Here is a 21,157-nt window from a genome sequence, read left to right as displayed (position 1 = left end):
GCGGGCATCCCCGCCACCGCACACGACCGGAGAGGACGACCCCACCATGACCGCCACGACCACCGCGGCGCCGCGCGGCAGCACCTTCCTCAGAACCGCGACCGTCCTGCAGACCCTCGTGCTCTTCTTCCAGGCCTCCACCGCGGGCCTGCTGCTGACCTCGTCCCGCGCCTACACGCTGCACGACTACGGATCGAAGGTGATGTACGCGGCCGCCATGCTGTACGTCCTCGCCACGGTCCTCGCCTGGCGCCCGGGCGGCGGGTCCCCGCGCCCGATCCTGTACTCCACCGGCTTCCTCCTCCTCGCCTCGGCCCAGGTCGCACTCGGCGTCGCGCATGCGGCCTCGTTGCACGTTCCCCTGGGCGTGCTGATGTTCGCCCTCAGCACTCTCGCCCTCGTCCGCGCGCTCTTTCCCCGCTCGCCGTGAAAGGGCCTCAGCCCTCCACCGGCGGGAGCGGGAGGGAGCAGGTCGCGCGTGCCACGCAGGCAGTGCCGTCGCAGCCCTCGGCCGGGACGACCACGACGCGCGCCCCGGGGGGCGTCGTCCCCCAGCGATGCCGCGGCCTCGGTCAGGGAGCGGTCACGCGCGGCGAGCACGCCGTCCGCACCGGCCGGGGCGGCGAAGGGCCTGGGCGTGCCGCAGAGGAAGACGCCGGAGCCGACGAGGGCGCCCCGCCAGGTGGACGTGGGCCGCCGCGAAGGCGAGCCGGTGGGCGTGGCGTCCTCGGACCGGGCGCCCGGATCGGCCTGCGAGGGGTCAGCCCCTTGCGCGCTGGTGGAGAGCAGCTGCCAGGAGATGGGAGTCGAGCAGGGAGACGTCTGCCGTCCTGTCCGCCCGTGCGTAGCCGGCCAGCATCCGTTTGGTCAGGACGAGGGCTTCGGGCGAGCGTCGGACGAGGGGCCTGGTCCAGGAGTCGACCACCGCGTCCAGTTGGTCGAGCGGGGCGGTCCGGTGCAGCAGACCGATACGGTGGGCCGTGTCGGCGTCGAAGACGTCGCAGGTGAGCATGAGCTCGCGCATCCTGGAGGCGCCGGCCTCGGAGACCAGGCGTCCCATCGCCCCGCCCCACGCCGGCGGTAGCCCGATGCCGACCTCCGGCATGCGAAAGCGGCTGGTGTCGGCACCGGCGCGCAGATCGCAGAAGGCGGCGAGGGCCAGGCCCGCGCCGATGACCCGCCCGTGTAGCCGGGCGATGGTGACCGCGTGGGTGTTCTCCAGGGCCTGGCACAGGCGGTGCGCCTTGTCGGCGATGCGACGCAGTTCAGCCCCCGACGGATCGTCGCCCAGCGCCTCCTGGTACTCGCCGCGGTCGGCACCCAGGCAGAAGTCCGGACCCAGCGACGACAGCGTCAGGATCCGGACGTCGGGTCTGTCGTGGAGGTCGTCGAGCAGGGCGATGAGGTCGTCCAGAACCGCGGTGTCCAGCGTGTCGTCCTGCCCCCAGGGGTTGAGGCGGACGTGCAGGACGGGGCCGTCCTGCTCGGCGCGGAGCGCCTTGGGCGCGGTCCGGGTGCGCACGGGGGAGGGGGTCCATTCGGTCATGCGAGGGCCACGTCCAGGTTCAGGAGGCGCCGGAACGCCACACGCGGCGCCATCGACGGGGGGCGTACGAGAGTGAGACGGGGAAGGCGCCGGATCAGCCGGCGGAGCAGGGTCTGGGCTTCGAGGCGGGCCAGGGGCGCGCCGAGGCAGTAGTGGATGCCGCCGCTGAAGGCGAGGTGGCCGGGCACGCGTGCGGGGTCGAACCGGTCCGGGTCGCGGTGCCTGGCCGGGTCCCGGTGCGCCGCGGCGACCATGAGGTGGACCATCTCGTCGCGGCGGATCTCGAAGCCCCCCAGCACGGTGTCCTCCGGGGCGACCCGGCTGATCACGTGGGTGGGCGGGTCGTGACGAAGCGTTTCTTCGACGAACCCGGTCACCAGGTCCGGGTTGTCGGCGACCATGTCCCAGCGCTCGGGGCTCTCGACGAGCCGCAGCGTCATCGTCGAGAGGAGCGTCGCGGTGGTTTCCAGGGCGGCCAGCAGGACGAACAGGACCAGGAAGTAGACCGCCTCGTCGGCCTTGTCCCGGTCGGGTTCGATCGCGTCCCACGCCCGGATCCATCCGGTGACCGGGTCGTTCCCGGGGTGGGAGCGCCGGTCGCGCACCAGCTCCATGAAATAGGCCCGGAGTTCGGCGGTGGCCGCGTCGGACAGGGCCAGCTGGCTGGCCGACGGCAGCAGCTCCTGGGTGAAGACCTGATCGTGGGTCAACTGGCGTAGCGTGGGCCAGTCGGCCTGCGGCAGCCCGAGCCAGTCACCTATGGTGGCGACCGGCAGCTCCTCGCAGACGAGCTCCGAGAAGTCCGCCTCGCCGGTGCGTATTCGCTCGGTGAAGGCGTCGAGGAGCCGATCCGCGGTCCGTTCCACATTGTGGCCGATGCGCTCGACGGTGGACCGGTCGAACGTGCCCGCCGCCCGGCGCACCTTGGTGTGGTCCGGGGCGTTGAGCGCGGCGAGGGTATTGCTCATCTCGCGCGAGGAGGGCGCGTTCCAGCGCGTCCCGGGCCCCTGGCGCGCACGCCATTCCCGGTCGGGCTCCAGCCATTGACGACTGCGCAGGACCTGGTCGCAGGCGGCGAAGCCGGTCACGGCGAAGCCGCCCCAGGGGGCGGGGACCACCTCACCCCGCGCGAGGAGCTCGGCGTATAGCGGGAAGGGATCAGCCTGCCCTCTTGCCGTCCGCAGACGGGAGAAGAGGGAGGCGGACGCCCGGCGGTCGTACGACGGAGTTGTGGCAACCCCCATGACGGCGGCTCCTTTCTGAGAACCAGCCGCCATGCCTACCCACATGATCGTTAGAGCATCCACTCCACTGAGCACGCAGGAGGTTACTAGCATCACACTCTGCTCACTCGCCCCTGGTCCAGGCCAGGAAGCGACTGAACAAACCACCCTTGGGCTGTGACGCGGCACCGGTGCTCGTGCGCGCGGGCCCGGCGGCGGGCGAGGAGGCCGCCGCCTGCTGCTGCGAGGCCTGGCCCGCGTTCGATCCGGCCTGCTGGGACGCCTGGGGGGCGGCCTTCGGGGTGAAGCGGATCGGGAGGGTGACCAGGGTGCGGCTCCACGGGCTCGGAGCCCAGGTGAGCGCCTTGAACGGGACCCGCATCTCCACGTCGAGGAGCTGGTTGAGCAGCGTCTCCACGGCCGTCACGGTGATCATGAAAGCCGGGTCCTTGGCGGGGCAGGCGTGCGGGCCCGCCCCGAACGCCAGGTGCGCCTTGGCGCTGAGCTGTTCGCGGTGTTCGGTCAGCTTCGGGTCCGTGTTGGCCGCGGCGAACGAGATGAGGACCGGGTCGTTGGCCCGGACCACCCTGTCGCCGAGTTCGACGTCGTGCGTCGGGTAGTGGGCCGCGTAGTTGGCGATCGGCGCGTAGTTCCAGAGGGTCTGGGAGACCGCGTCCTCGACCGGGAGGCCGACCTGCCAGTCCTCCCCGAGGTACAGGGCGCTGCTGGTTCCGATGGCCGCGGCCAGCGGCGCGGTGCCGCCGGAGAGCAGGGTGACCAGCTGGTGCAGGACCTCCTCGTCGCTCAGCTGGGCCGGGTGCTCCATCAGACGCGTCGTCAGGTCGTCCTTCGGACGGCGCCGCTTGAGGGCGATCAGCTCCGTGAGCGCCCCGCCGAGCACCTCGTCGGCCCCGGGGGTCCCCTCGAAGATGCCGCTGATCCCGGCGATCACGCGGTCGCCGATCTCGGGCGGGCAGCCGAACAGTTCGCTGAAGACCAGCAGGGGCAGCGGCTGGGCGTATTCGGCCATCAGCTCCGCCTGGCCGCGGATGTCGGTACTGAACTGGTTGATCAGGTAGTTGGCGGACTGCTGCGTCTGCCGGATGAGCTGGTGCTCGTTGACGGTCGCGAGACTGTCGGTCACCGCCCCGCGCAGCCGGGCGTGCGCCGCGCCGTCGCTGAAGAGGGCGTTGGGGCGGTAGCCCATCATGGGCAGGGCCGGGCTGCCGGCCGGGACGCGCCCTTCGTTGAGGGCGTTCCAGCGGCGGGAGTCGCGCACGAAGGAGGCGGGGTTCTGCAGGACGTACAGGGCGGCGTCATAGCTGGTGACGAGCTCGGCCTGGACGTCGGGGGCGATGTCCACGGGCGCGCTGGGTCCGTAGTGGCGCAGCTGCGCGTAGTGGCTGTCGGGGTCGGCTCCGAACGAGGGACCGTACATCTGGACGTTCCCGTGCGCGGGGCAGCCGGGGGGTATCTCCATCGGTTCACGTGGCTGTTGCATTCCTGCGCTCCTAGCCGAGTTGGGACATGAGGTGTTTCACGAGGGTGATGAGGGCCTGCGCCGAGGAGTTCTCATCCCGTACGTCGCACTCCACGACAGGGGTCTCGTCGGTGAGGTTCAGCGCTTCGCGCACCTCGTCGAGCGGGTAGTGCGTGGTGCCCTCGAAGTGGTTCACGGCGATGGCGTACGTCAGGCCGAAGCGCTCGACGAGATCCAGGACGGGGAAGGACTCGTGCAGCCGCTCCGGATCGACCAGGACGAGTGCGCCCAGGGCGCCCCGGGAGAGCTCCTCCCACATCTCCTTGAAACGCTCCTGGCCGGGCGTACCGAAGAGGTAGAGCACCAGGGTGTCGCTGAGGGTCAGCCGGCCGAAGTCCATGGCGACGGTGGTGGTCGTCTTGTCGGGCGTGCCCGACAGGTCATCGAAGCCCACGCTGGCCTCGGTGATCTCTTCCTCGGTCCGCAGGGGCTCGATCTCGGAGAGACTGCCGATGCAGGTGGTCTTGCCGACCCCGAAGTGCCCCACAATGAGGATCTTCACCGCGTGGGAGACATCTGGATCCAGGTACACGCGTTTACGCTCCGAATCGATTCTTCAGGCCTTCGAGCACGGCGCTGACCAGTTCTCTGTCGACACGTTCGGCGCGCGGTATCGGTGACCTCGCGAGGATGAGGCCGTCTTCCTCCAACTGCGCCAGCAGGATGCGGACGACGCCCAGGGGCAGGTGCGTGTGCCCCGCCACCTCGGCCACGGACAGGAATCCATCCGCGACCAGGTCCATGACCCGCCCCGCTTCCGGCGACAGCATGCGTGCCGCGACCTGTCCGTTCTCCGCCCCCGTCGCTGTCACGAGCGTCGTGTGCTCGTACTCGTGGTCCGGGGGCAGCGCTCGTCCGTTCGTGATCACGAAGAGGGGCACTAACGGAGACGTCAGTTCCAGTTCTTCGTCGTGTCCGGACCACTCAGGCATGTCCTGTCCCCTTCGCCGGTGTCGCCGTCGCGGTCAGTCGGGGAACCACCGAGTGCAGCCGGGTGGTGAACTCCTCAATGTCACAGACCTGTTCGGCGGCGGCCGCCAGGAAGGCGTCGGGGCCGGCGGCCAGCAGGAAGATCCAGCCGTGCTGGAACTCGATGACCGTCTGACGCCATTGCGCGTCCTCGGCGGCCCCCGCGAACTGGGCGGTGACCCGGCTGTAGGCGTGGATGCCCGTCATGGCCGCGGAGATGGTGTCCGCCAGATCGCGGCTCATCCCGGTGGTGGCCCCGCGGGGAAGACCGTCCGACCCCAGCAGCACCGCGTGTCGGGCGCCCTTGACCTCGGACACCACCCGGTCGAGCTCGCCGAGGACGAACTTCGCGTCACCGGGGCTCTGCTGCCGGGGCTCGTTTCCCCGCGCCCCTCCGGCGTCCTCGTGGCCCACCCGCGGCGGCGAGGTGAGGTTGTTGCCCAGCCGGGCCACGAGGCGGTGCATGCGGAAGGAGATCTGCTGCATGTCCACATCAGGCGCTGCCGCGGCGGCGAGGTACGAGCCCTGCCCCGCCCCGATCAGGAAGTTCCAGCCGTGCGAGAACTCGATGATGGTCTGGTTCCACTGCCGGTCGTTTCCCGGTCCGGCGAAGTGGGCCGTCGCCCGGCTGAGCGACTGCATTCCGGCCATGGCGGCGGAGATGGTGCGTACATCGTTCTCGGCCAGGCCTTCCGTCGCACCGCGAGGGAGGCCGTCCGCGGACAGCAGGACGGCGTGACGTGCCCGGGGCACGTTGTCCACGATGTCCTCTAGCATCCACGACAGGTCTGCGGTCATGCGTTTTCGGGCCCTTCGAACGAGGTGGGGTCAAGTTTGCGGCCGGAGAGCGTGCCGCGCTGGAAGGCCCCCAAGCTGCGCCCGGAAGCGCGGCCCGTCTCTTCCGGGCTCCGTGGCGCCGCCCAGCTGGTGTCGGGGCGGGGGTCGGGATCGGGGACACTGGCGATGGGCGCCTGGCGCGCGCCGCGCTTGGGCAGACCGTGCATCGTGCGCGTCGGGGCGCTCTGCGGCATGCTCTGAGGCGCACCCTGGGGCCGATTCTCGGAGGTGCGCCGGATGTTGCTGACCGGAGCCTCCTGGACGGCCGGTATCTCCTCCATGGTCCACAGCTCCTCGGGCAAGAGGACGACGGCCCTGACGCCGCCGTACCGGGAGACTCCGGTGACGTCCACCTTGAAGCCGTGCTGACGTGCGATCAGTCCGATGACGGGGAAGCCGAACTTGGGCTGGGTGCCGAGCTGCGACAGTCGGGGTGTCACTTCTCCGGAGAGCAGCGCGGTCGCCCGCTGCCGGTCCTCGTCGTTCATGCTGACGCCGGCGTCGTCGATGACGATGCACAGGTTGTTCTGGACGCGCTGGAACGTCACTTCGATCGGCGCGTCGTGCTGCGAGAAGCTGGCGGCGTTGTCGAGCAGTTCCGCCACGGCGAGCGCGACGGGCGCGACCGCGGACGCCTTGAGGGCGAGACCGGTCTGCTGCATGATCGCGACCCGGTGGAAGTTGCGGATCTGGCCCTGAGCGCTGCGCACCACGTCGTAGACGCTGGCGGGCCGGTTGCGCCGGCCGAGCGGCGCACCGCACATGACGGCGATGCCCTGGGCCTTGCGCGCCATCTGGGCGTTGGCGTGGTTGACGTCCAACAGGTCGCTGAGGACGGCGTGTCCACCGTACTTACGCTGGATCGCGTCCAGCAGCGTCGTCTGCTCGGCGGCGAGGCTCTGCAGGAGACTCGCGGCGCCCTTGAGGACGGACTTGGTGTTCTCCTCCGCCGCTTCCTTGGCCTCGCGGATCGCGGCGTCCTGCTCGTGCCGGAAGGCCTGCAGCTCGGCGCGTGAGGAGTGCAGGTGGTTGTCCACCGCGAGCAGCTGCTGCCTCAGGTCGGTCTCGGTGTGCTCCTTCTTCGCCTCCAGCGCTCTGTTGCGGGCGACGAGTGCCACGACCGCGGCGACGGATATCGCCGCCACCGCAACCAGGCACCACACAAGTGCGTCTCGATTCATGGAAACCTTTCCCGGCGCATGACATGCGGACGGCTGCAGATACACCTCGCGAGGCCCCGCAACACAGCTGATCAGCACAGTTCACCTGCTGTTATGCAGAGAACGTGACGCCGATCACAATCAGTATCTGCGTAAAAACGGATCAAGATCACAGATGTGGGGATGCTATCACCGGATCTCCGCCCCATCGGACGCCTGCCATGGTGCCGCATCCGCCCAACCCGGCTGTGACGGGAGCAGGTTGACATGGGCCTTTCGAGCCCGCATCTCCCATCGGCCGCCCCTCTCTCCGTTGATCCGTCAAGCACTTCTTCACGAGAGGAGCGGCAATCCCTCACATCAATCCGAGAGGCCGTCAATCGAAGCTCGGGCGGGCGCCATCGGGAGGTGGCGGCGACGTGGCCACGGCGTCCAGTTCATTGGTGGCGGGAGCGTGTTGGGCTTTTGCGTCGAATGGGGAGGTGTGGCTCGGCCGCATCGGCCCAGGCGGGGCTCGAACAAGGCTCAATCAGCTCAGGTGGCCTGAATCCGGTCGCCTGGTTCCCGGATATTCGCATAACCGGGCGAAATCCGCGCGCGGGGTCATTCGAATCCCTGTGGGGTCGGGATGTGCATTCTCCCCGGATTCTTTCCAGCCAATCCGGCCTCCGAAGTCGAATCGTCGCCGGTCGGGGCGCGGCGGTCGGTCATCGTGCGGTCCGGTACTCCGGGCCGCTCGCCGACGCGGACGTCGAGGAACAGCTCGACGCTCCCGCCGGGGCTCCGGCGGTGCCGGTCGAGGCCGGTGGGGACGAGGGGGGCACCGGCCTCGCCCTCCGGGGTGCTCATGGTGGAGGCAGGACGTTCCGATGCCTTCGCTGGTGGGGAATGGGGGCCGGGTTCCGGCGTGGTCGGGATTCAGGCCGAGATTCCGGTGCCGAGTTGCGGACACTTCCTGTCCGCAAGGGCGGATAGCTTGCTGCCATGGCCTCCAGGACGACACCTCCCGTACTCGACACCCGCGCACTGAACCGTGCCACGCTCGCCCGCCAGCTGCTGCTGAGCCGTGCCGAGCTGTCCGCGCGGGACGCCGTCACCCACCTGCTCGGGCTGCAGGCACAGAACGTCAGACCGCCCTACTTCCAGCTGCACGCCCGGCTCGCCCGCTTCGAGCCCGCCGAACTGGCCGGGCTGATGGAGTCCCGTGAGGTGGTCCGGATGGTCACCATGCGCTCCACCATCCACACCCACACCGCGTACGACGCCCTCACCCTGCGCCCGCTCGTCCAGCCCGCCCGTGACCGCGAGATCGACCACTTCCGCAAGGGCCTCGCCGGGGTGGACCTGGACCGGCTGGCCGACCGGGCACGGGCCTTCGTCGACAGCGCGCCGCGCACCATGGCCGAGATCCGCGCGGACCTGCTGGAGGAATGGCCCGGCGCCGACCCGCAGTCCCTGTCCGTCGCGGCGCGCTGCCGGCTGCCTCTGGTCCAGGTCACGCCCCGCGGGGTGTGGGGACGCAGCGGCCAGGTACGGCTCACCACCGTCGAGAACTGGCTCGGCCGGCCCGCCGGGGCCGCTCAGCCCGTGGACGACCTCGTGCTGCGCTACCTCGCCGCCTTCGGGCCCGCCTCCGTCAAGGACATGCAGACCTGGGCCGGGCTGACCCGGTTGCGCGAGGCCTTCGAGCGGCTGCGGCCGGGACTGGCGGTCTTCCGCGACGAGAGGCGTGTGGAGCTCTTCGACCTGCCCGACGCGCCCCGGCCCGGCGCCGACACCCCGGCGCCGCCACGCTTCCTCCCGGAGTTCGACAACCTCCTGCTCTCGCACGCCGACCGCACCCGCCTGGTCGCCCCCGAGGTCAAGGGGCGCAGCTGGACCGGGAACCAGGCCCACTGCACCCTGCTCGTGGACGGGTTCCTCGCCGGCCTGTGGAGGCTGGAGGGCGCGGCGCTCACCGTCGAACTGTTCGGCAGCGTACCGAAGGCGGCCGAGCAGGAGATCGTCGCCGAGGGGGAGAAGCTGATCGCCGACATGGGCGCGCCGCCCGGGGGGACCGGCCGGCCCGCCCCGGCCGTACGGTTCGCGCCGATCCGCCACTGAGCCGCCGCCGACGCGTGCCCGAGGCGTGGCCGACGTACGGCAGGCGGTCAACTCGCGGCTGACGCGGCCCTGGTGGTCGGTACGGCGAACGCGGCACGATACCTGCCATGACGATCGAAAGTGCCCGCAGCAGCGCCACCGCCCAGTTCCTCGCCGCGCGGGACTTCCTGCTGGAGCGACGCGGCGACTACGAAGCCGCCCACACCGGATTCACCTGGCCCCGCCCCCACCGCTTCAACTGGGCCCTCGACTGGTTCGACCACATCGCCGCCGGCAACGACGCCGACGCCCTGCGCATCGTCGAGGAGGACGGCAGCAGCGAGGCCCTCTCCTTCGCGCAGCTCTCCGCGCTCTCCGACGCGACCGCCAACTGGCTGCGCGCCCGCGGTGTCGTACCGGGCGACCGGATCCTCGTCATGCTCGGCAACCAGCGCGAGCTGTGGGAGGTGATGCTCGGCGCGATGAAGCTGCGCGCCGTCGTCATCCCCGCCACCCCCCTCCTCGGCGCGGCCGACCTGCGCGACCGGGTCGAGCGCGGCCACGTGCGCCACGTCGTCGCGCGCGCCGAGGACACGGCCAAGTTCGACGACGTGCCCGGCGGCTACACCCGGATCGCCGCCGGTGGCCGGGAGCGGATCCCCGCCGGCTGGCTGTCGCTGGCCGACGCCACGGCCGCCGCCGACGCCCCGGGAGCCGAGGGCGGTTTCGTCCCCGACGGGGAGACCCTCGCCACCGACCCCCTGATGCTCTACTTCACCTCCGGCACCACCGACCGCCCCAAACTCGTGGAGCACACCCACGCCTCGTACCCCATCGGGCACCTGTCCACCATGTACTGGCTCGGACTGCGCCCCGGCGACGTGCACCTCAACATCGCCTCGCCCGGCTGGGCCAAGCACGCCTGGTCCAACCTCTTCGCCCCCTGGAACGCCGGCGCCACCGTCTTCGTGCACAACTACGCCCGCTTCGACGCCGAACGCCTGATGGCCGAGATGGACCGGCACGGGGTGACCACCTTCTGCGCCCCGCCCACCGTGTGGCGGATGCTGATCCAGTCCGACCTCACCCGGCTGGCCCGGCCTCCGCGGGAGGCCGTCGCCGCCGGCGAGCCGCTCAATCCCGAGGTCATCGAGAAGGTCCGGGAGGCCTGGGGCGTCACCATCCGCGACGGTTTCGGCCAGACCGAGACCACGCTCCAGGTGGGCAACTTCCCCGGCGCTCCGGTCAAGCCCGGTTCCATGGGCCGCCCGGCGCCCGGTTACGGGATCGTCCTGCTGGACCCGGTCACCGGCAAGGAATCCCCCGACGAGGGCGAGCTGTGCGTGGACCTGCGGGCCCGCCCCGCCGGGGTGATGACCGGCTACCGCGACGACCCCGAGCGCACCGCGGAGGCCATGGCGGACGGGCTGTACCGGACCGGCGACATCGCCGCCCGGGACGTCGACGGATACCTCACCTACGTCGGGCGCTCCGACGACGTCTTCAAGGCCTCCGACTACAAGATCAGCCCGTTCGAGCTGGAGAGCGCGCTGCTGGAGCACGCGGCGGTCGCCGAGGCCGCCGTCGTCCCGGCCCCGGACGAGCTGCGGCTGGCCGTCCCGAAGGCGTACGTCACCCTCGCGGGCGGCTGGGAGCCGGGGCCGGAGACCGCCTGGGTGCTGTTCGAGCACTCCCGCGCCGTGCTGTCCCCGTACAAGAGGATCCGGTGCATCGAGTTCGGCGAGCTCCCGAAGACCGTGTCCGGCAAGATCCGGCGGGTCGAGCTGCGGGAACTCACGGCGGCGGGCTCGGTGGCGGAGTACCGCGAGGCCGACCTGGGCTGAGCCGCCGGGCGGCGGGGGTGGCCGGGCCCGGCCGGGCGGTGCGGCGCCCCCGGGCCCTGCGCGAGCGCCCGTACGCGGCCCTGTGCGCGAGCCCGTACGCGACGGTACGCGAGGGCCCGGAGGGCGGGGTCCCGTACGCGGGTACCCCGGCGGGCCGGCCGGCTGTGCGGGAGGCGCGGGCCATGCGGGCTACGCGGGCAGGTGCGCCTCGATCGCGGCGATGACCTCGGGGGACTCCGGTTCGGTGCGCGGACGGAAGCGTGCCACGACCTCGCCGGCGGGGGAGATGAGGAACTTCTCGAAGTTCCACTGGATGTCCCCCGCCTCGCCGTCCGCGTCGGGGGTCTTCACCAGCTCCTGGTAGAGGGGGTGCCGGTTCTCGCCGTTGACCTCGGACTTCTCCAGCATCGGGAAGGTGACACCGAAGCCGGCCGCGCAGAAGGTCTGGATGTCCTCGGCGTTGCCGGGCTCCTGCCCGCCGAACTGGTTGCAGGGCACGCCGATGACCGTGAAGCCCTTCTGCTCGTACGCGAACTGCAGGCGGGCCAGGCCCGAGTACTGCGGGGTGAGCCCGCACTGCGACGCGGTGTTCACCAGGAGGATCGCCTTGCCCTTGTGCGCGGCCAGGCTCGTGGGTTCGTCGGACAGGGTGGTCAGCGGGATGTCGTACAGGCTCACGGGACTCTCCTCGGCCAGTCGGCAGGTAACGCCCCGAGCCTAAGGGGTCGGCCGCTACGCCCCTGAGCGGACCAGCGCGTCCGCCGGGTCGTTGACCGGCTGCGGCATCCCGGTGAGGTCCATGACGAACAGCGGTATGCCGAGCTCGTCCGCGCGGCTGCGGGCGTCCTCCGCGTATCCGGCGAGCGAGAAGTAGACGCTGGTCGCCGCGGCCGTGAGCCCGTTCAGCCAGACGCACTCCACGGCCCGCAGTCCGGCCGGCGCGGTGGTCGGGTCCACCTGGGCCACCAGCCCCGGCGCCCGCAGGTCCACCGCCGCCGAGGGGATCGGGCGCCCGTCGGGCTGCCGTACGTCCTGGAAGCCGAGCCAGCGCAGGTACAGCGCGGCGGTGGCCACCGCGTCCCGGGCCGTCCGGATGGTCACGGGGCGGAATGCGGGCCGCGGGACGGCGGCCGTCGCAGGCGGCGGTATGTGCGCCGGGTCCGGGTCCATGCCCGGCGGGGCGGCTGGGCGCCCCGTGGCGCTACGCCCCGTGGCGGTGCGGCCCGGAGGGGCGAGGCCGGGGGCGGGGTCCGTGGCGGATCCCGCGGCCGCCGTGGCGCCGGGGACCGTCCCGGCTTCGGGTGGGTGCACCGGAAGCCGGACCACCGTGCCGCACGACCCGCAGCCCAGCTCGGGCTGCGGCCACTCGCTGTCCCGCCCGCAGGCCGTGCACCGCACCGTCACCCAGCTGTCCGACCAGGTGCGGTGGGTCAGCTGCTCCGGTGGCACCGACAGGTCGAGCGGCGCATCGACCGGGCTGCCGCAGGCGCAGGGGAAGACCGGCGCGATGTAGCCGTTCTCGCGCAGGCACGCCGGGCAGCGCACCGGTACCGCTTCCGCCATGACCCCTGGCCCCCTCCGTCGCCGTGCGTGGGTCCATGCTCCACCACCGGCGACCACCGGGGCGAGCGCGCACGCCATTTCCGCCCCGTTCCCGTCGGCTGATCGGTGATGTGCACAAGTCGTCGAGCGAGATGCGGCATTTGGCCGCTTCCAGGATCCTCCACCGCCTTGACGCCGAAGAAGACGCCGCTTAGTTTGTTCCGTATAGCAGAACAATACTTCCGGATTACGGAAAAGCCTGACCCGCCAGACCCGCAGGAGAACCTGATGCCTCGTATGACAGCCGCCGCTGCTGCAGTTGAGATCCTCAAGCTCGAGGGTGTCGAACAAGCGTTCGGTGTTCCCGGTGCTGCGATCAACCCCTTCTACCGCGAGCTCAAGAACGTGGGCGGCATCAACCACACGCTCGCCCGCCACGTCGAGGGCGCCTCGCACATGGCGGAGGGGTACACGCGGGCCAAGGCGGGCAACATCGGCGTCTGCATCGGTACCTCGGGCCCGGCCGGCACCGACATGATCACCGGCCTGTACTCGGCCATCGCGGACTCCATCCCGATCCTGTGCATCACCGGTCAGGCCCCGGTCTCGAAGCTCCACAAGGAGGACTTCCAGGCCGTCGACATCGCCGCCATCGCCAAGCCGGTCACCAAGGCCGCCACGACGGTCCTGGAGGCCGCACAGGTCCCCGGCGTCTTCCAGCAGGCGTTCCACCTCATGCGTTCCGGCCGTCCCGGCCCGGTCCTCATCGACCTGCCGATCGACGTCCAGCTGACCGAGATCGAGTTCGACCCGGCGACCTATCAGCCGCTGCCGGTCTACAAGCCGCAGGCCAGCCGGGCGCAGGCCGAGAAGGCCCTGAGCTTCCTGCTGGAGTCCGAGCGCCCGCTGATCGTCGCCGGCGGCGGCATCATCAACGCCGACGCCTCCGACCTGCTGGTCGAGTTCGCCGAGCTGACCAACATCCCGGTCATCTCCACCCTGATGGGCTGGGGCGTCATCCCGGACGACCACGAGCTGGCGGCCGGCATGGTCGGAGTCCAGACCTCGCACCGCTACGGCAACGCGACCTTCCTGGAGTCGGACGTCGTCCTCGGCATCGGCAACCGCTGGGCCAACCGTCACACCGGCTACAACCTGGACGCGTACCTGGGTGACCGCACGTTCGTCCACGTCGACATCGAGCCCACCCAGATCGGCAAGATCTTCGCCCCGGACTTCGGCATCGCCTCCGACGCCAAGGCGGCGCTGGAGCTCTTCATCGAGGTCGCCAAGGAGCTCAAGGCGGAGGGCAAGCTGCCGGACTTCTCCGCCTGGGCCGCCTCCGCCCAGGAGCGCAAGGCCACCCTGCAGCGCCGCACGCACTTCGACAACATCCCCATGAAGCCGCAGCGCGTCTACGAGGAGATGAACAAGGCGTTCGGCCCCGAGACCCGCTACGTCACCACGATCGGCCTCTCCCAGATCGCCGGCGCGCAGATGCTGCACGTCTACAAGCCGCGCCACTGGATCAACTGCGGCCAGGCAGGTCCGCTCGGCTGGACCATCCCGGCCGCCATCGGTGCCGCCACCGCGGACCCGCAGACCCCGATCGTCGCGCTCTCGGGCGACTACGACTTCCAGTTCATGATCGAGGAGCTGGCGGTCGCGGCCCAGCACAAGGTCCCCTACGTCCACGTCCTCGTCAACAACGCCTACCTCGGCCTGATCCGTCAGGCGCAGGGCGGTCTCGGCATCAACTTCGAGGTCAACCTCGAGTTCGAGAACATCAACACCCCGGAGATCGGCGCCTACGGCGTCGACCACGTCAAGGTCGCCGAGGGCCTCGGCGTCAAGGCCATCCGCGTCACCGACCCGAACGAGCTGGGTGCCGCCTTCGAGCAGGCCAAGAAGCTGGCCCAGGAGTTCCAGGTCCCGGTCGTCGTCGAGGCCATCCTGGAGCGCATCACCAACATCTCGATGAGCAAGACCGTCGACATGAGCGACGTCACCGAGTTCGAGGAGCTCGCGACCGAGCCCGGTCACGCCCCGACCGCGATCAAGGCCCTGAAGGTCTGATCCCCGGCTCCGGCCGTACGCCGCGACCCCCGTCCCCCGCGAGGAGGGCGGGGGTCGCGGCGCGTCGTGCTTCCGGCCGGTCCTCGCACGCCGTGGGCCGCGGCGGAGGCGGAGCCCCCCGGTCTCGGGGTACTGCTGGAGGCCGGCTCCGGGTGCTGCAGTGGCCGGCGGGGGCCGGGCGGGGATCTCCTCCGGAGGCTCGCGCCCCCGTGTGCGTCCCGTACACGCTCTCCGGCGCCGCGAGCGTGCTGACCGGCTCCCGGACCCGGCCCGGCCGTGCGATGCCGCGTGACGCCCGGTTCCCCGCGCACCGGGGACCGCCCACCGGGACCGGGACGTGCGGTGGGCGGCTCCCGTACGCGGCCGCCCCGGGAGGCCGGGAACGGCCTTCGGCCTCGACCGGCCGGAAACGGCCCTTCGTGGTCCTCGAACCGCCCGGAAGTGCCGTGCACGGCCCGCGCTCCGGTGCGGCCGCGGTGCGCCGGGTCCCTCGACGGCGGGGCCCCGGACGCGCAACCCGGCGCCGGCACCTGCCCGACCGGAGGTCGGCCACCCCACGGCGCCGGCCACCCCACGGTGACGACATCCGGACGGGTGCGGCCATGCGGACGGGTACGACAAAGCGCCGAGTCACGGGACCGTCCGTGACTCGGCGCTCTGGTTGTTACCGCCCGACGGTGCGAGGCTGGCGCGACAGGACGTTCGCACCGCCGGGCGGAGTTGTGTGGGGAGGAAGGTTTCCTCCTCCGCTTCCCGCAGGGCGCTCTGTGCGCAGCCCCTGTGGGAAGAGAAGGGGGAGTGGCTGGGACCGTGGCGGGCGGGCGACGAGAACTCCGGCACCGTCTCCCTCAGGTCAAGAGACGGGCCTCGGAACCCATTACCACCGCACTGGCTCGCACGCCTGCCACGGTCCTCGTCCTGCCCTCGCCGTGTACCACCCCTCATCCGGGTTCACGGTTCGGGCCCAGCACCCGGGGCCTGACCTCCCGTCAGGCCCCCGGTACATCCCTGTCGGCTCAGGCGTCGCGCAGGGCGCGCACGGCCTCCTCGACGCGACGGCCGTAGTCGGCGTCGGCGGCGTGGAAGTGAGCCAGGTTCTTCTCGATGACGTCCTCAAGGGTGACCTGGGAGAGGCCGCCGGCGATGTTCGCCACCAGGCGCTCCTTCTCGGCCTCCGACATCAGGCGGTAGAGCTCACCGGCCTGGAAGAAGTCGTCGTCCTTGGTGTGGGCCGGGGCCTCGTGGGTGCCCGTGTAGCCGGAGACGGCCCTGGGGGCGCCCAGCGCCAGTCCGGTCTCGGACGGGCCCTGGTGCGAGTTGGGCTCGTAGTTCTTGTCGTGGCGGGAGCCGTTGCGCAGCGCCATGACGCCGTCGCGGCCGTAGTTGTCGGCCTTCGTCGCCTTGGGGGCGTTGACCGGCAGTTGGGTGTGGTTCACACCGAGGCGGTAGCGCTGGGCGTCCGCGTAGGCGAACAGGCGGCCCTGGAGCATCTTGTCCGGCGAGGCGGTGATGCCCGGGACGAAGTTGTTCGGGGAGAAGGCGGACTGCTCGACCTCGGCGAAGACGTTGTCCGGGTTGCGGTCGAGGACCAGGCGGCCCACCCGCTGCAGCGGGTAGTCGGCGTGCGGCCACACCTTGGTGAGGTCGAACGGGTTGAAGCGGTAGTCCGCGGCCTCGGCGGCCGGCATGATCTGGACGTAGAGCGTCCAGCTCGGGTTCACGCCGCGCTCGATGGCCTGGAGCAGGTCGGTCTGGTGCGAGTTCGCGTCCTTGCCGACCAGCTCTGCGGCCTGCTCGCCGGAGAGGCAGCGGATGCCCTGGTTGGTCTTGAAGTGGTACTTGACGAAGAAGGCCTCGCCCTTCTCGTTCGTCCACTGGTACGTGTGGGAGCCGTAGCCGTTCATGTGGCGGTACGACGCCGGGATGCCGCGGTCACCCATCAGCCAGGTGATCTGGTGCGTCGCCTCGGGGGCGTGCGCCCAGAAGTCCCAGACGTTGTCCGGCTCCTGCTTGCCCGTGAAGGGGTCGCGCTTCTGGGAGTGGATGAAGTCGGGGAACTTGATCGGGTCCTTGATGAAGAACACCGGGGTGTTGTTGCCGACGAGGTCGTAGTTGCCCTCTTCGGTGTAGAACTTCAGGGCGAAGCCACGGGGGTCGCGCACCGCGTCCGCGCCACCGAGGGAGTCTGCGACGGTGGAGAACCGCAGGAAGGTCTCGGTCTTCTTGCCGACCGTGTCGAGGAAGGCGGCACTGGTGTACGCGGTGACGTCGTCGGTCACCTCGAAGTAGCCGTACGCCGCCGAGCCGCGGGCGTGCACCACGCGCTCCGGGATGCGCTCGCGGTTGAAGCGGGCGAGCTTCTCCAGGAGCTGCTGGTCCTGGATCAGGAGCGGGCCACCGACGCCGGCGGTGGCGGAGTTCTGATTGTCGGCGACCGGGGCGCCGGACTCGGTCGTCAGCGTGCGCTTCGACATGGTGACCTTCCGTACGGGTAACTGCTGACGGAAAGCGTCTTCCGTCATGCGGAACAGCCTAAATTCGGCAAGAACTAAACGTCAACAGTTTGTTGAACGAAGTTGTGGGGTGAGATGACCCGGACGGTGCCGACGCTTGGGCGCGACAGGACAGGTGTCAGCACCGGCACCGTCCGGAGACTCGGTGCCCCCTGCGCGAGGGGGCGGTCCGGGCCCCGTGGGGGCCCGGCGGGGGACCTCAGACCTGGGCGCCGGAGAGGCGCTCGACGGCGCGCAGCAGGGCCGAGTGGTCCAGGCCGCCGTCACCCTGGGCGCGCAGGGAGGCGACCAGCTGGGCGACGACCGCGCCGACCGGGAGGGCGGCACCGACGTTGCGGGCGGCGTCGGTGACGATGCCCATGTCCTTGTGGTGCAGGTCGATCCGGAAGCCGGGCTTGAAGTCGCGGTTCAGGAAGTTGTCCTTCTTGCGGGTCAGCACCGTGGAGCCGGCCAGGCCGCCGTTGAGGACGTCCAGGGCGGCGGTGAGGTTCACGCCCGACTTCTCCAGGAAGACGACGGCCTCGGCACACGCCTGGATGTTCACCGCGACGATGAGCTGGTTGGCGGCCTTCACCGTCTGGCCGGAGCCGTGCGGGCCGCACAGGACGATGGTCTTGCCGAGGGTCTCCAGGATCGGCAGGGCGGCGTCGAAGTCCGCCTGCTCGCCACCCACCATGATCGACAGGACGGCCTCGATGGCGCCGGCCTCGCCGCCGGACACCGGGGCGTCGATGACGCGGATGCCCTTCTCGGCGGCGTTCTTCGCCAGGTCCACGGAGGTCTGCGGGGTGATCGACGACATGTCGATGATCAGCGCGCCGGACTTGGCGTTCTCCAGGATGCCCTCGGGGCCGTAGTTGATGGCCTCGACCTGCGGGGAGGCGGGCACCATCGTGATGATCACGTCGGCGTCCTTGACGGCCTCGGCGATCGATCCGGCCGCGGTGCCGCCGGCGGCGGCCAGGCGGTCCAGCTTGTCCTGCTCCAGCGTGAAGCCGGTGACCGGGTAGCCGGCCTTCAGCAGGTTCTCGGACATGGGGGAGCCCATGATTCCGAGACCGATCCAGGCGATCGACGGGAGCGCAGCGGGGTTGCTCATGATGAGGGTCCTTCTCTTAATGCTTCGTACGAAAAGTGCGTGAGGTGCCTGGCTGATCGCCCGGACTTCGTCCCCCTACTGGGCGGCGCGGGCCTCGGCCGGCAGCCAGGCGAAGGAGGCGGCGGCGTCCTCGGCCTTGTACTCAAGCCCCACGTAGCCCTCGTATCCGGCCTTCTTCAGCTGGTCGAGCAGCTCTTCCAGGGGCAGCTCGCCGGTGCCCGGAGCCCCCCGTCCCGGCTTGTCCGCGATCTGGACGTGCCCGGTCTTGGCGGCGTACTTTTCGATGACCTCGGAGAGGTCCTCATCGTTCATCGCCAGGTGGTAAAGGTCGAGCAGGAACTTGGCGTTGCCGAGGCCGGTGGCCTGGTTCACCTTGTCCACCACTGCGATGCCGGCCGGGGCGCTCACCAGCGGGTAGAGCGGCGACTCGGGCTTGTTGAGGGTCTCGATCAGGAGGATCGCGCCCACGCGGTCCGCGGCCTGCGCCGCCACGACCAGGTTCTTCAGGGCCAGCTCGTCCTGGGCGGCCGGGTCCACGCCTTCGACGCGGTTGCCGTACAGGGCGTTGAGCGCCTTGCAGCCGACCGAGGCGGCGAAGTCCGCCGCGACGTTGATGTTGGCGTTGAAGCGGTCGGACTCCTCACCGGGTACCGAGACCGCGCCGCGGTCCGGGCCCGGCAGGCGGCCGGCGTAGAAGTTCAGGCCCACCAGCTGGGTGCCGGCGTCCTCAAGGGCCTTCTTGAGGGCGTCGAGCTCCTCCTGAGCGGGGGTGGGGGTCTCGATCCAGGGCCACCACAGCTCGACCGCCGTGAAGCCCGCCGCGGCGGCGGCCGCGGGGCGCTCCAGAAGCGGGAGTTCCGTGAAGAGGATCGACAGGTTCACATCGAAGCGCTGGTCCGTGTATCCCATGAGGGGTGTGCGCTCCTTCCGTATTGCGGAAGTTGTTTTCTGCTTGATGGAAGACTGCATGGGGTTCCGCGCGGATGTCAAGTGCGGACTGCCGAAAAATCGAGACGGCGCGGTAGCTTGAGCCGCGTGCGATTGAGAGTGGAGTTCACGACCGAGCCCTTCGATCTCGAAGAGGCCCCCGACCACGCCGTGGCGGCCCGCGAGGTCATCCAGAAGGCCCAGCTGGAGGCGGTGGACGTCGGCCCCTTCGGCAACACCGCGGAGGGTGAGGCCGACCGGGTGCTGTCCGCCGTGAGCGCGCTGCTGCGCGACTCCCTGGGGGCCGGGGCCACCCGCGTCACCCTCCAGGTCAACGTGATCGGCGAGGAGGCGTCATGACCGAGCCCCGCGATCACCCCTTCGTCACGGCGGTCAAGCCGCTCGTGGACGCCATGGGCGGCGAGCTCATGGATCCGGCGCAGGCCACGCCCGACGACGTCGTGCTCACCTGGGAGGGCCGGGAGTTGCTCGCCGTGCGCCTGCCGCAGCTCTCGGACTCGCTGGACCACATCCTGGCCGCGCTGGAACGCCGGCACGGCATGCCGCTGTCCCAGCTCGACCGGAAGTCCAAGCAGGACGTCGTCCGGATACTGGAGGCGCGCGGCGCCTTCTCCGTGCGGCACGGCGTGGAGACGGTCGCGGGCGCGCTGGGCGTCAGCCGCTTCACGGTCTACAACTACTTGAACAGGGAAAATCCCAGTAAGAACACCCAGGCGTGAGCGGATTACGACTCACGGTGACGAGCCGCCGCCCCATTCACCCGGGCGGCGGCTTTTGTGTACGGGAAGTTTCAACAAAGTGTTGACGCCGTGTTGCGGAGGGCGTTAGCTATGCGCAGCCCGTCAAAGCAACAACAGGCCACGGAGGCCTACCGTGACTTCGAGTCCGACCCCGGGTCTCACCCGGATCAACACCTTGGACGACAGGGCGGCCTCGGCCGAGCTGCACGAGGTGTGCGCCAGCTCGGCGTGGGGGAGCAGGATGCTCGCCCAGCGCCCCTTCGCCACCGCCGAGTCCCTGTTCGCCGCGAACGAGGCCGCCATGGCGGAGCTCACCGCGGAGGACCTGGCCGAAGCGATGGGAGGCCACGCGCCGATCGGCCGGCCGAAGCCGGGAGACCCGACCTCCGCCCGCGAACAGCGGGGCATGGCCGGCGCCTCCGAGGAGCTCAGGAACGAGCTCCTCGAACTGAACCTGGCCTACCAGGAGAAGTTCGGCCACGTCTTCCTCATCTGCGCCACCGGTGCGACCGGTGAGTTCATGCGGGACGCGGTCAAGGTCCGGATCGACAACTCGCCTGAGCAGGAGCGGGACATCGCCCGCGGCGAGCTCGTCAAGATCAACAAGATCCGCCTGACCCGCCTCGTAGAAGGAGAGTGAGTCCGACCATGAGCACCGAGACCACCGCGTCCGTGTCCACGCACATCCTGGACACCAGCATCGGCAGGCCCGCCGAGGGCGTCGCCATCTCCCTGTCGGCCCGTACGGGACCGGGCGGCGAGTGGGTGGCCCTGGGCGGATCCGCCACCGATGCGGACGGGCGCTGCAAGGACCTGCCGGCACTGCCGGAGGGCACCACCCACGTACGTCTCGACTTCGAGACCGAGACGTACTTCGCAAAGAAGCAAGCCGAGGCGCAGCAGGACGCCCCCCGCGTAAGGGACAGCGCTACGTTCTTCCCCGAGGTCACCATCACGTTCGCGGTGAACCCGGGCGAGCACTACCACGTACCGCTGCTGCTCAACCCGTTCGGCTACTCCGTTTACCGAGGGAGCTAG

21 protein-coding genes are annotated in these 21,157 nt (G+C 70.4%); 8 read left to right on the top strand and 13 right to left on the bottom strand.

Annotation, left to right across the window (positions count from 1 at the left end; translation table 11 throughout):
• Positions 1 to 46 precede the first annotated feature (46 nt).
• Positions 47 to 430 (top strand): hypothetical protein, encoded by a 384-nt coding sequence (locus AW27_RS05985; RefSeq protein WP_037915618.1) that lies wholly within the window; start codon positions 47 to 49, stop codon positions 428 to 430.
• Between the two features lie 330 nt (positions 431 to 760).
• Here the strand turns inward: AW27_RS05985 and AW27_RS05980 are convergent, their stop codons facing one another.
• The 8 genes from AW27_RS05980 to AW27_RS05945 all read right to left on the bottom strand — a co-directional run bounded on the left by AW27_RS05980 (position 761) and on the right by AW27_RS05945 (position 8,124).
• On the bottom strand, positions 761 to 1,546 hold the full coding sequence (locus tag AW27_RS05980) for an enoyl-CoA hydratase/isomerase family protein (protein WP_037915621.1): 786 nt from the start codon (positions 1,544 to 1,546) through the stop codon (positions 761 to 763).
• A complete protein-coding gene (locus AW27_RS05975) occupies positions 1,543 to 2,790 on the bottom strand; it encodes a cytochrome P450 (RefSeq protein ID WP_037915624.1) in 1,248 nt (415 codons plus the stop codon). Before AW27_RS05975 ends, AW27_RS05980 begins: the two co-directional genes overlap by 4 nt.
• A gap of 103 nt (positions 2,791 to 2,893) precedes the next feature.
• Positions 2,894 to 4,270, bottom strand: coding sequence for a cytochrome P450 family protein (locus tag AW27_RS05970; RefSeq protein ID WP_037915627.1), 1,377 nt, complete (start codon positions 4,268 to 4,270; stop codon positions 2,894 to 2,896).
• Between the two features lie 10 nt (positions 4,271 to 4,280).
• Positions 4,281 to 4,841 (bottom strand): GTP-binding protein, encoded by a 561-nt coding sequence (locus AW27_RS05965; protein WP_030237619.1) that lies wholly within the window; start codon positions 4,839 to 4,841, stop codon positions 4,281 to 4,283.
• Positions 4,842 to 4,845: 4 nt separating this feature from the next.
• Positions 4,846 to 5,241, bottom strand: a complete 396-nt coding sequence (locus tag AW27_RS05960) for a DUF742 domain-containing protein (protein WP_037915632.1) — start codon at positions 5,239 to 5,241, stop codon at positions 4,846 to 4,848.
• Positions 5,234 to 6,076, bottom strand: a complete 843-nt coding sequence (locus AW27_RS05955; RefSeq protein WP_236647432.1) for a roadblock/LC7 domain-containing protein — start codon at positions 6,074 to 6,076, stop codon at positions 5,234 to 5,236. Before AW27_RS05955 ends, AW27_RS05960 begins: the two co-directional genes overlap by 8 nt.
• Positions 6,073 to 7,296 carry an ATP-binding protein gene (locus AW27_RS05950; RefSeq protein WP_037915635.1) on the bottom strand — a complete coding sequence of 408 codons (1,224 nt, stop codon included), beginning with the start codon at positions 7,294 to 7,296 and terminating at the stop codon, positions 6,073 to 6,075. Before AW27_RS05950 ends, AW27_RS05955 begins: the two co-directional genes overlap by 4 nt.
• A 582-nt stretch (positions 7,297 to 7,878) precedes the next feature.
• Positions 7,879 to 8,124 (bottom strand): hypothetical protein, encoded by a 246-nt coding sequence (locus AW27_RS05945; protein WP_037915638.1) that lies wholly within the window; start codon positions 8,122 to 8,124, stop codon positions 7,879 to 7,881.
• Between the two features lie 135 nt (positions 8,125 to 8,259).
• Between AW27_RS05945 and AW27_RS05940 the strand changes: the two genes are divergently transcribed.
• Both AW27_RS05940 and AW27_RS05935 read left to right on the top strand, forming a co-directional pair.
• Positions 8,260 to 9,378 carry a winged helix DNA-binding domain-containing protein gene (locus AW27_RS05940; RefSeq protein WP_052030013.1) on the top strand — a complete coding sequence of 373 codons (1,119 nt, stop codon included), beginning with the start codon at positions 8,260 to 8,262 and terminating at the stop codon, positions 9,376 to 9,378.
• Positions 9,379 to 9,485: 107 nt separating this feature from the next.
• The gene (locus tag AW27_RS05935; protein WP_037915641.1) at positions 9,486 to 11,201 is read left to right on the top strand and encodes an AMP-binding protein; all 1,716 of its coding nucleotides are present in this window, start codon (positions 9,486 to 9,488) and stop codon (positions 11,199 to 11,201) included.
• A 189-nt stretch (positions 11,202 to 11,390) separates the two neighbouring features.
• Here the strand turns inward: AW27_RS05935 and AW27_RS05930 are convergent, their stop codons facing one another.
• Complete coding sequence (locus AW27_RS05930; RefSeq protein WP_037915644.1) at positions 11,391 to 11,879, bottom strand: glutathione peroxidase; 489 nt, start codon at positions 11,877 to 11,879, stop codon at positions 11,391 to 11,393.
• A 54-nt stretch (positions 11,880 to 11,933) separates the two neighbouring features.
• Positions 11,934 to 12,764, bottom strand: coding sequence for a hypothetical protein (locus AW27_RS05925; RefSeq protein WP_037915646.1), 831 nt, complete (start codon positions 12,762 to 12,764; stop codon positions 11,934 to 11,936).
• A gap of 267 nt (positions 12,765 to 13,031) precedes the next feature.
• Between AW27_RS05925 and gcl the strand changes: the two genes are divergently transcribed.
• Positions 13,032 to 14,819, top strand: coding sequence for a glyoxylate carboligase (gcl, locus tag AW27_RS05920; RefSeq protein WP_078555771.1), 1,788 nt, complete (start codon positions 13,032 to 13,034; stop codon positions 14,817 to 14,819).
• A gap of 1,016 nt (positions 14,820 to 15,835) precedes the next feature.
• Here the strand turns inward: gcl and AW27_RS05915 are convergent.
• The 3 genes from AW27_RS05915 to AW27_RS05905 form a co-directional block, all read right to left on the bottom strand.
• Positions 15,836 to 17,293, bottom strand: a complete 1,458-nt coding sequence (locus AW27_RS05915) for a catalase (RefSeq protein ID WP_037915652.1) — start codon at positions 17,291 to 17,293, stop codon at positions 15,836 to 15,838.
• A gap of 238 nt (positions 17,294 to 17,531) precedes the next feature.
• On the bottom strand, positions 17,532 to 18,431 hold the full coding sequence (locus tag AW27_RS05910; protein WP_037915654.1) for a 2-hydroxy-3-oxopropionate reductase: 900 nt from the start codon (positions 18,429 to 18,431) through the stop codon (positions 17,532 to 17,534).
• A 75-nt stretch (positions 18,432 to 18,506) separates the two neighbouring features.
• Positions 18,507 to 19,340 (bottom strand): TIM barrel protein, encoded by an 834-nt coding sequence (locus tag AW27_RS05905; RefSeq protein ID WP_037915657.1) that lies wholly within the window; start codon positions 19,338 to 19,340, stop codon positions 18,507 to 18,509.
• Between the two features lie 126 nt (positions 19,341 to 19,466).
• Between AW27_RS05905 and AW27_RS05900 the strand changes: the two genes are divergently transcribed.
• The 4 genes from AW27_RS05900 (at position 19,467) to uraH (ending at position 21,157) form a co-directional block, all read left to right on the top strand.
• A complete protein-coding gene (locus AW27_RS05900; protein WP_078555773.1) occupies positions 19,467 to 19,718 on the top strand; it encodes a YkoF family thiamine-binding protein in 252 nt (83 codons plus the stop codon).
• Positions 19,715 to 20,098, top strand: coding sequence for a helix-turn-helix domain-containing protein (locus tag AW27_RS05895; RefSeq protein WP_037915663.1), 384 nt, complete (start codon positions 19,715 to 19,717; stop codon positions 20,096 to 20,098). Before AW27_RS05900 ends, AW27_RS05895 begins: the two co-directional genes overlap by 4 nt.
• A gap of 154 nt (positions 20,099 to 20,252) precedes the next feature.
• Positions 20,253 to 20,759, top strand: a complete 507-nt coding sequence (uraD, locus tag AW27_RS05890; RefSeq protein WP_037915665.1) for a 2-oxo-4-hydroxy-4-carboxy-5-ureidoimidazoline decarboxylase — start codon at positions 20,253 to 20,255, stop codon at positions 20,757 to 20,759.
• An 8-nt stretch (positions 20,760 to 20,767) separates the two neighbouring features.
• Positions 20,768 to 21,157, top strand: a complete 390-nt coding sequence (gene uraH, locus AW27_RS05885) for a hydroxyisourate hydrolase (protein WP_037915668.1) — start codon at positions 20,768 to 20,770, stop codon at positions 21,155 to 21,157.

The organism is Streptomyces sp. PCS3-D2, from assembly GCF_000612545.2.
GTDB lineage: Bacteria > Actinomycetota > Actinomycetes > Streptomycetales > Streptomycetaceae > Streptomyces.
This window is presented reverse-complemented; position numbering and strand designations above follow the sequence as displayed.

Coding starts and splice junctions, on each gene's coding strand:
- AW27_RS05950 (WP_037915635.1), bottom strand. CDS start 7,296: ATGAATCGAGACGCACTTGTGTGGTGCCTGGTTGCGGTGGCGGCGATA.
- AW27_RS05910 (WP_037915654.1), bottom strand. CDS start 18,431: ATGAGCAACCCCGCTGCGCTCCCGTCGATCGCCTGGATCGGTCTCGGA.
- AW27_RS05940 (WP_052030013.1), top strand. CDS start 8,260: ATGGCCTCCAGGACGACACCTCCCGTACTCGACACCCGCGCACTGAAC.
- uraH (WP_037915668.1), top strand. CDS start 20,768: ATGAGCACCGAGACCACCGCGTCCGTGTCCACGCACATCCTGGACACC.
- AW27_RS05980 (WP_037915621.1), bottom strand. CDS start 1,546: ATGACCGAATGGACCCCCTCCCCCGTGCGCACCCGGACCGCGCCCAAG.
- AW27_RS05955 (WP_236647432.1), bottom strand. CDS start 6,076: ATGACCGCAGACCTGTCGTGGATGCTAGAGGACATCGTGGACAACGTG.
- AW27_RS05915 (WP_037915652.1), bottom strand. CDS start 17,293: ATGTCGAAGCGCACGCTGACGACCGAGTCCGGCGCCCCGGTCGCCGAC.
- AW27_RS05975 (WP_037915624.1), bottom strand. CDS start 2,790: ATGGGGGTTGCCACAACTCCGTCGTACGACCGCCGGGCGTCCGCCTCC.
- AW27_RS05945 (WP_037915638.1), bottom strand. CDS start 8,124: ATGAGCACCCCGGAGGGCGAGGCCGGTGCCCCCCTCGTCCCCACCGGC.
- AW27_RS05895 (WP_037915663.1), top strand. CDS start 19,715: ATGACCGAGCCCCGCGATCACCCCTTCGTCACGGCGGTCAAGCCGCTC.
- AW27_RS05985 (WP_037915618.1), top strand. CDS start 47: ATGACCGCCACGACCACCGCGGCGCCGCGCGGCAGCACCTTCCTCAGA.
- AW27_RS05905 (WP_037915657.1), bottom strand. CDS start 19,340: ATGGGATACACGGACCAGCGCTTCGATGTGAACCTGTCGATCCTCTTC.
- AW27_RS05970 (WP_037915627.1), bottom strand. CDS start 4,270: ATGCAACAGCCACGTGAACCGATGGAGATACCCCCCGGCTGCCCCGCG.
- AW27_RS05935 (WP_037915641.1), top strand. CDS start 9,486: ATGACGATCGAAAGTGCCCGCAGCAGCGCCACCGCCCAGTTCCTCGCC.
- AW27_RS05925 (WP_037915646.1), bottom strand. CDS start 12,764: ATGGCGGAAGCGGTACCGGTGCGCTGCCCGGCGTGCCTGCGCGAGAAC.
- gcl (WP_078555771.1), top strand. CDS start 13,032: ATGCCTCGTATGACAGCCGCCGCTGCTGCAGTTGAGATCCTCAAGCTC.
- AW27_RS05960 (WP_037915632.1), bottom strand. CDS start 5,241: ATGCCTGAGTGGTCCGGACACGACGAAGAACTGGAACTGACGTCTCCG.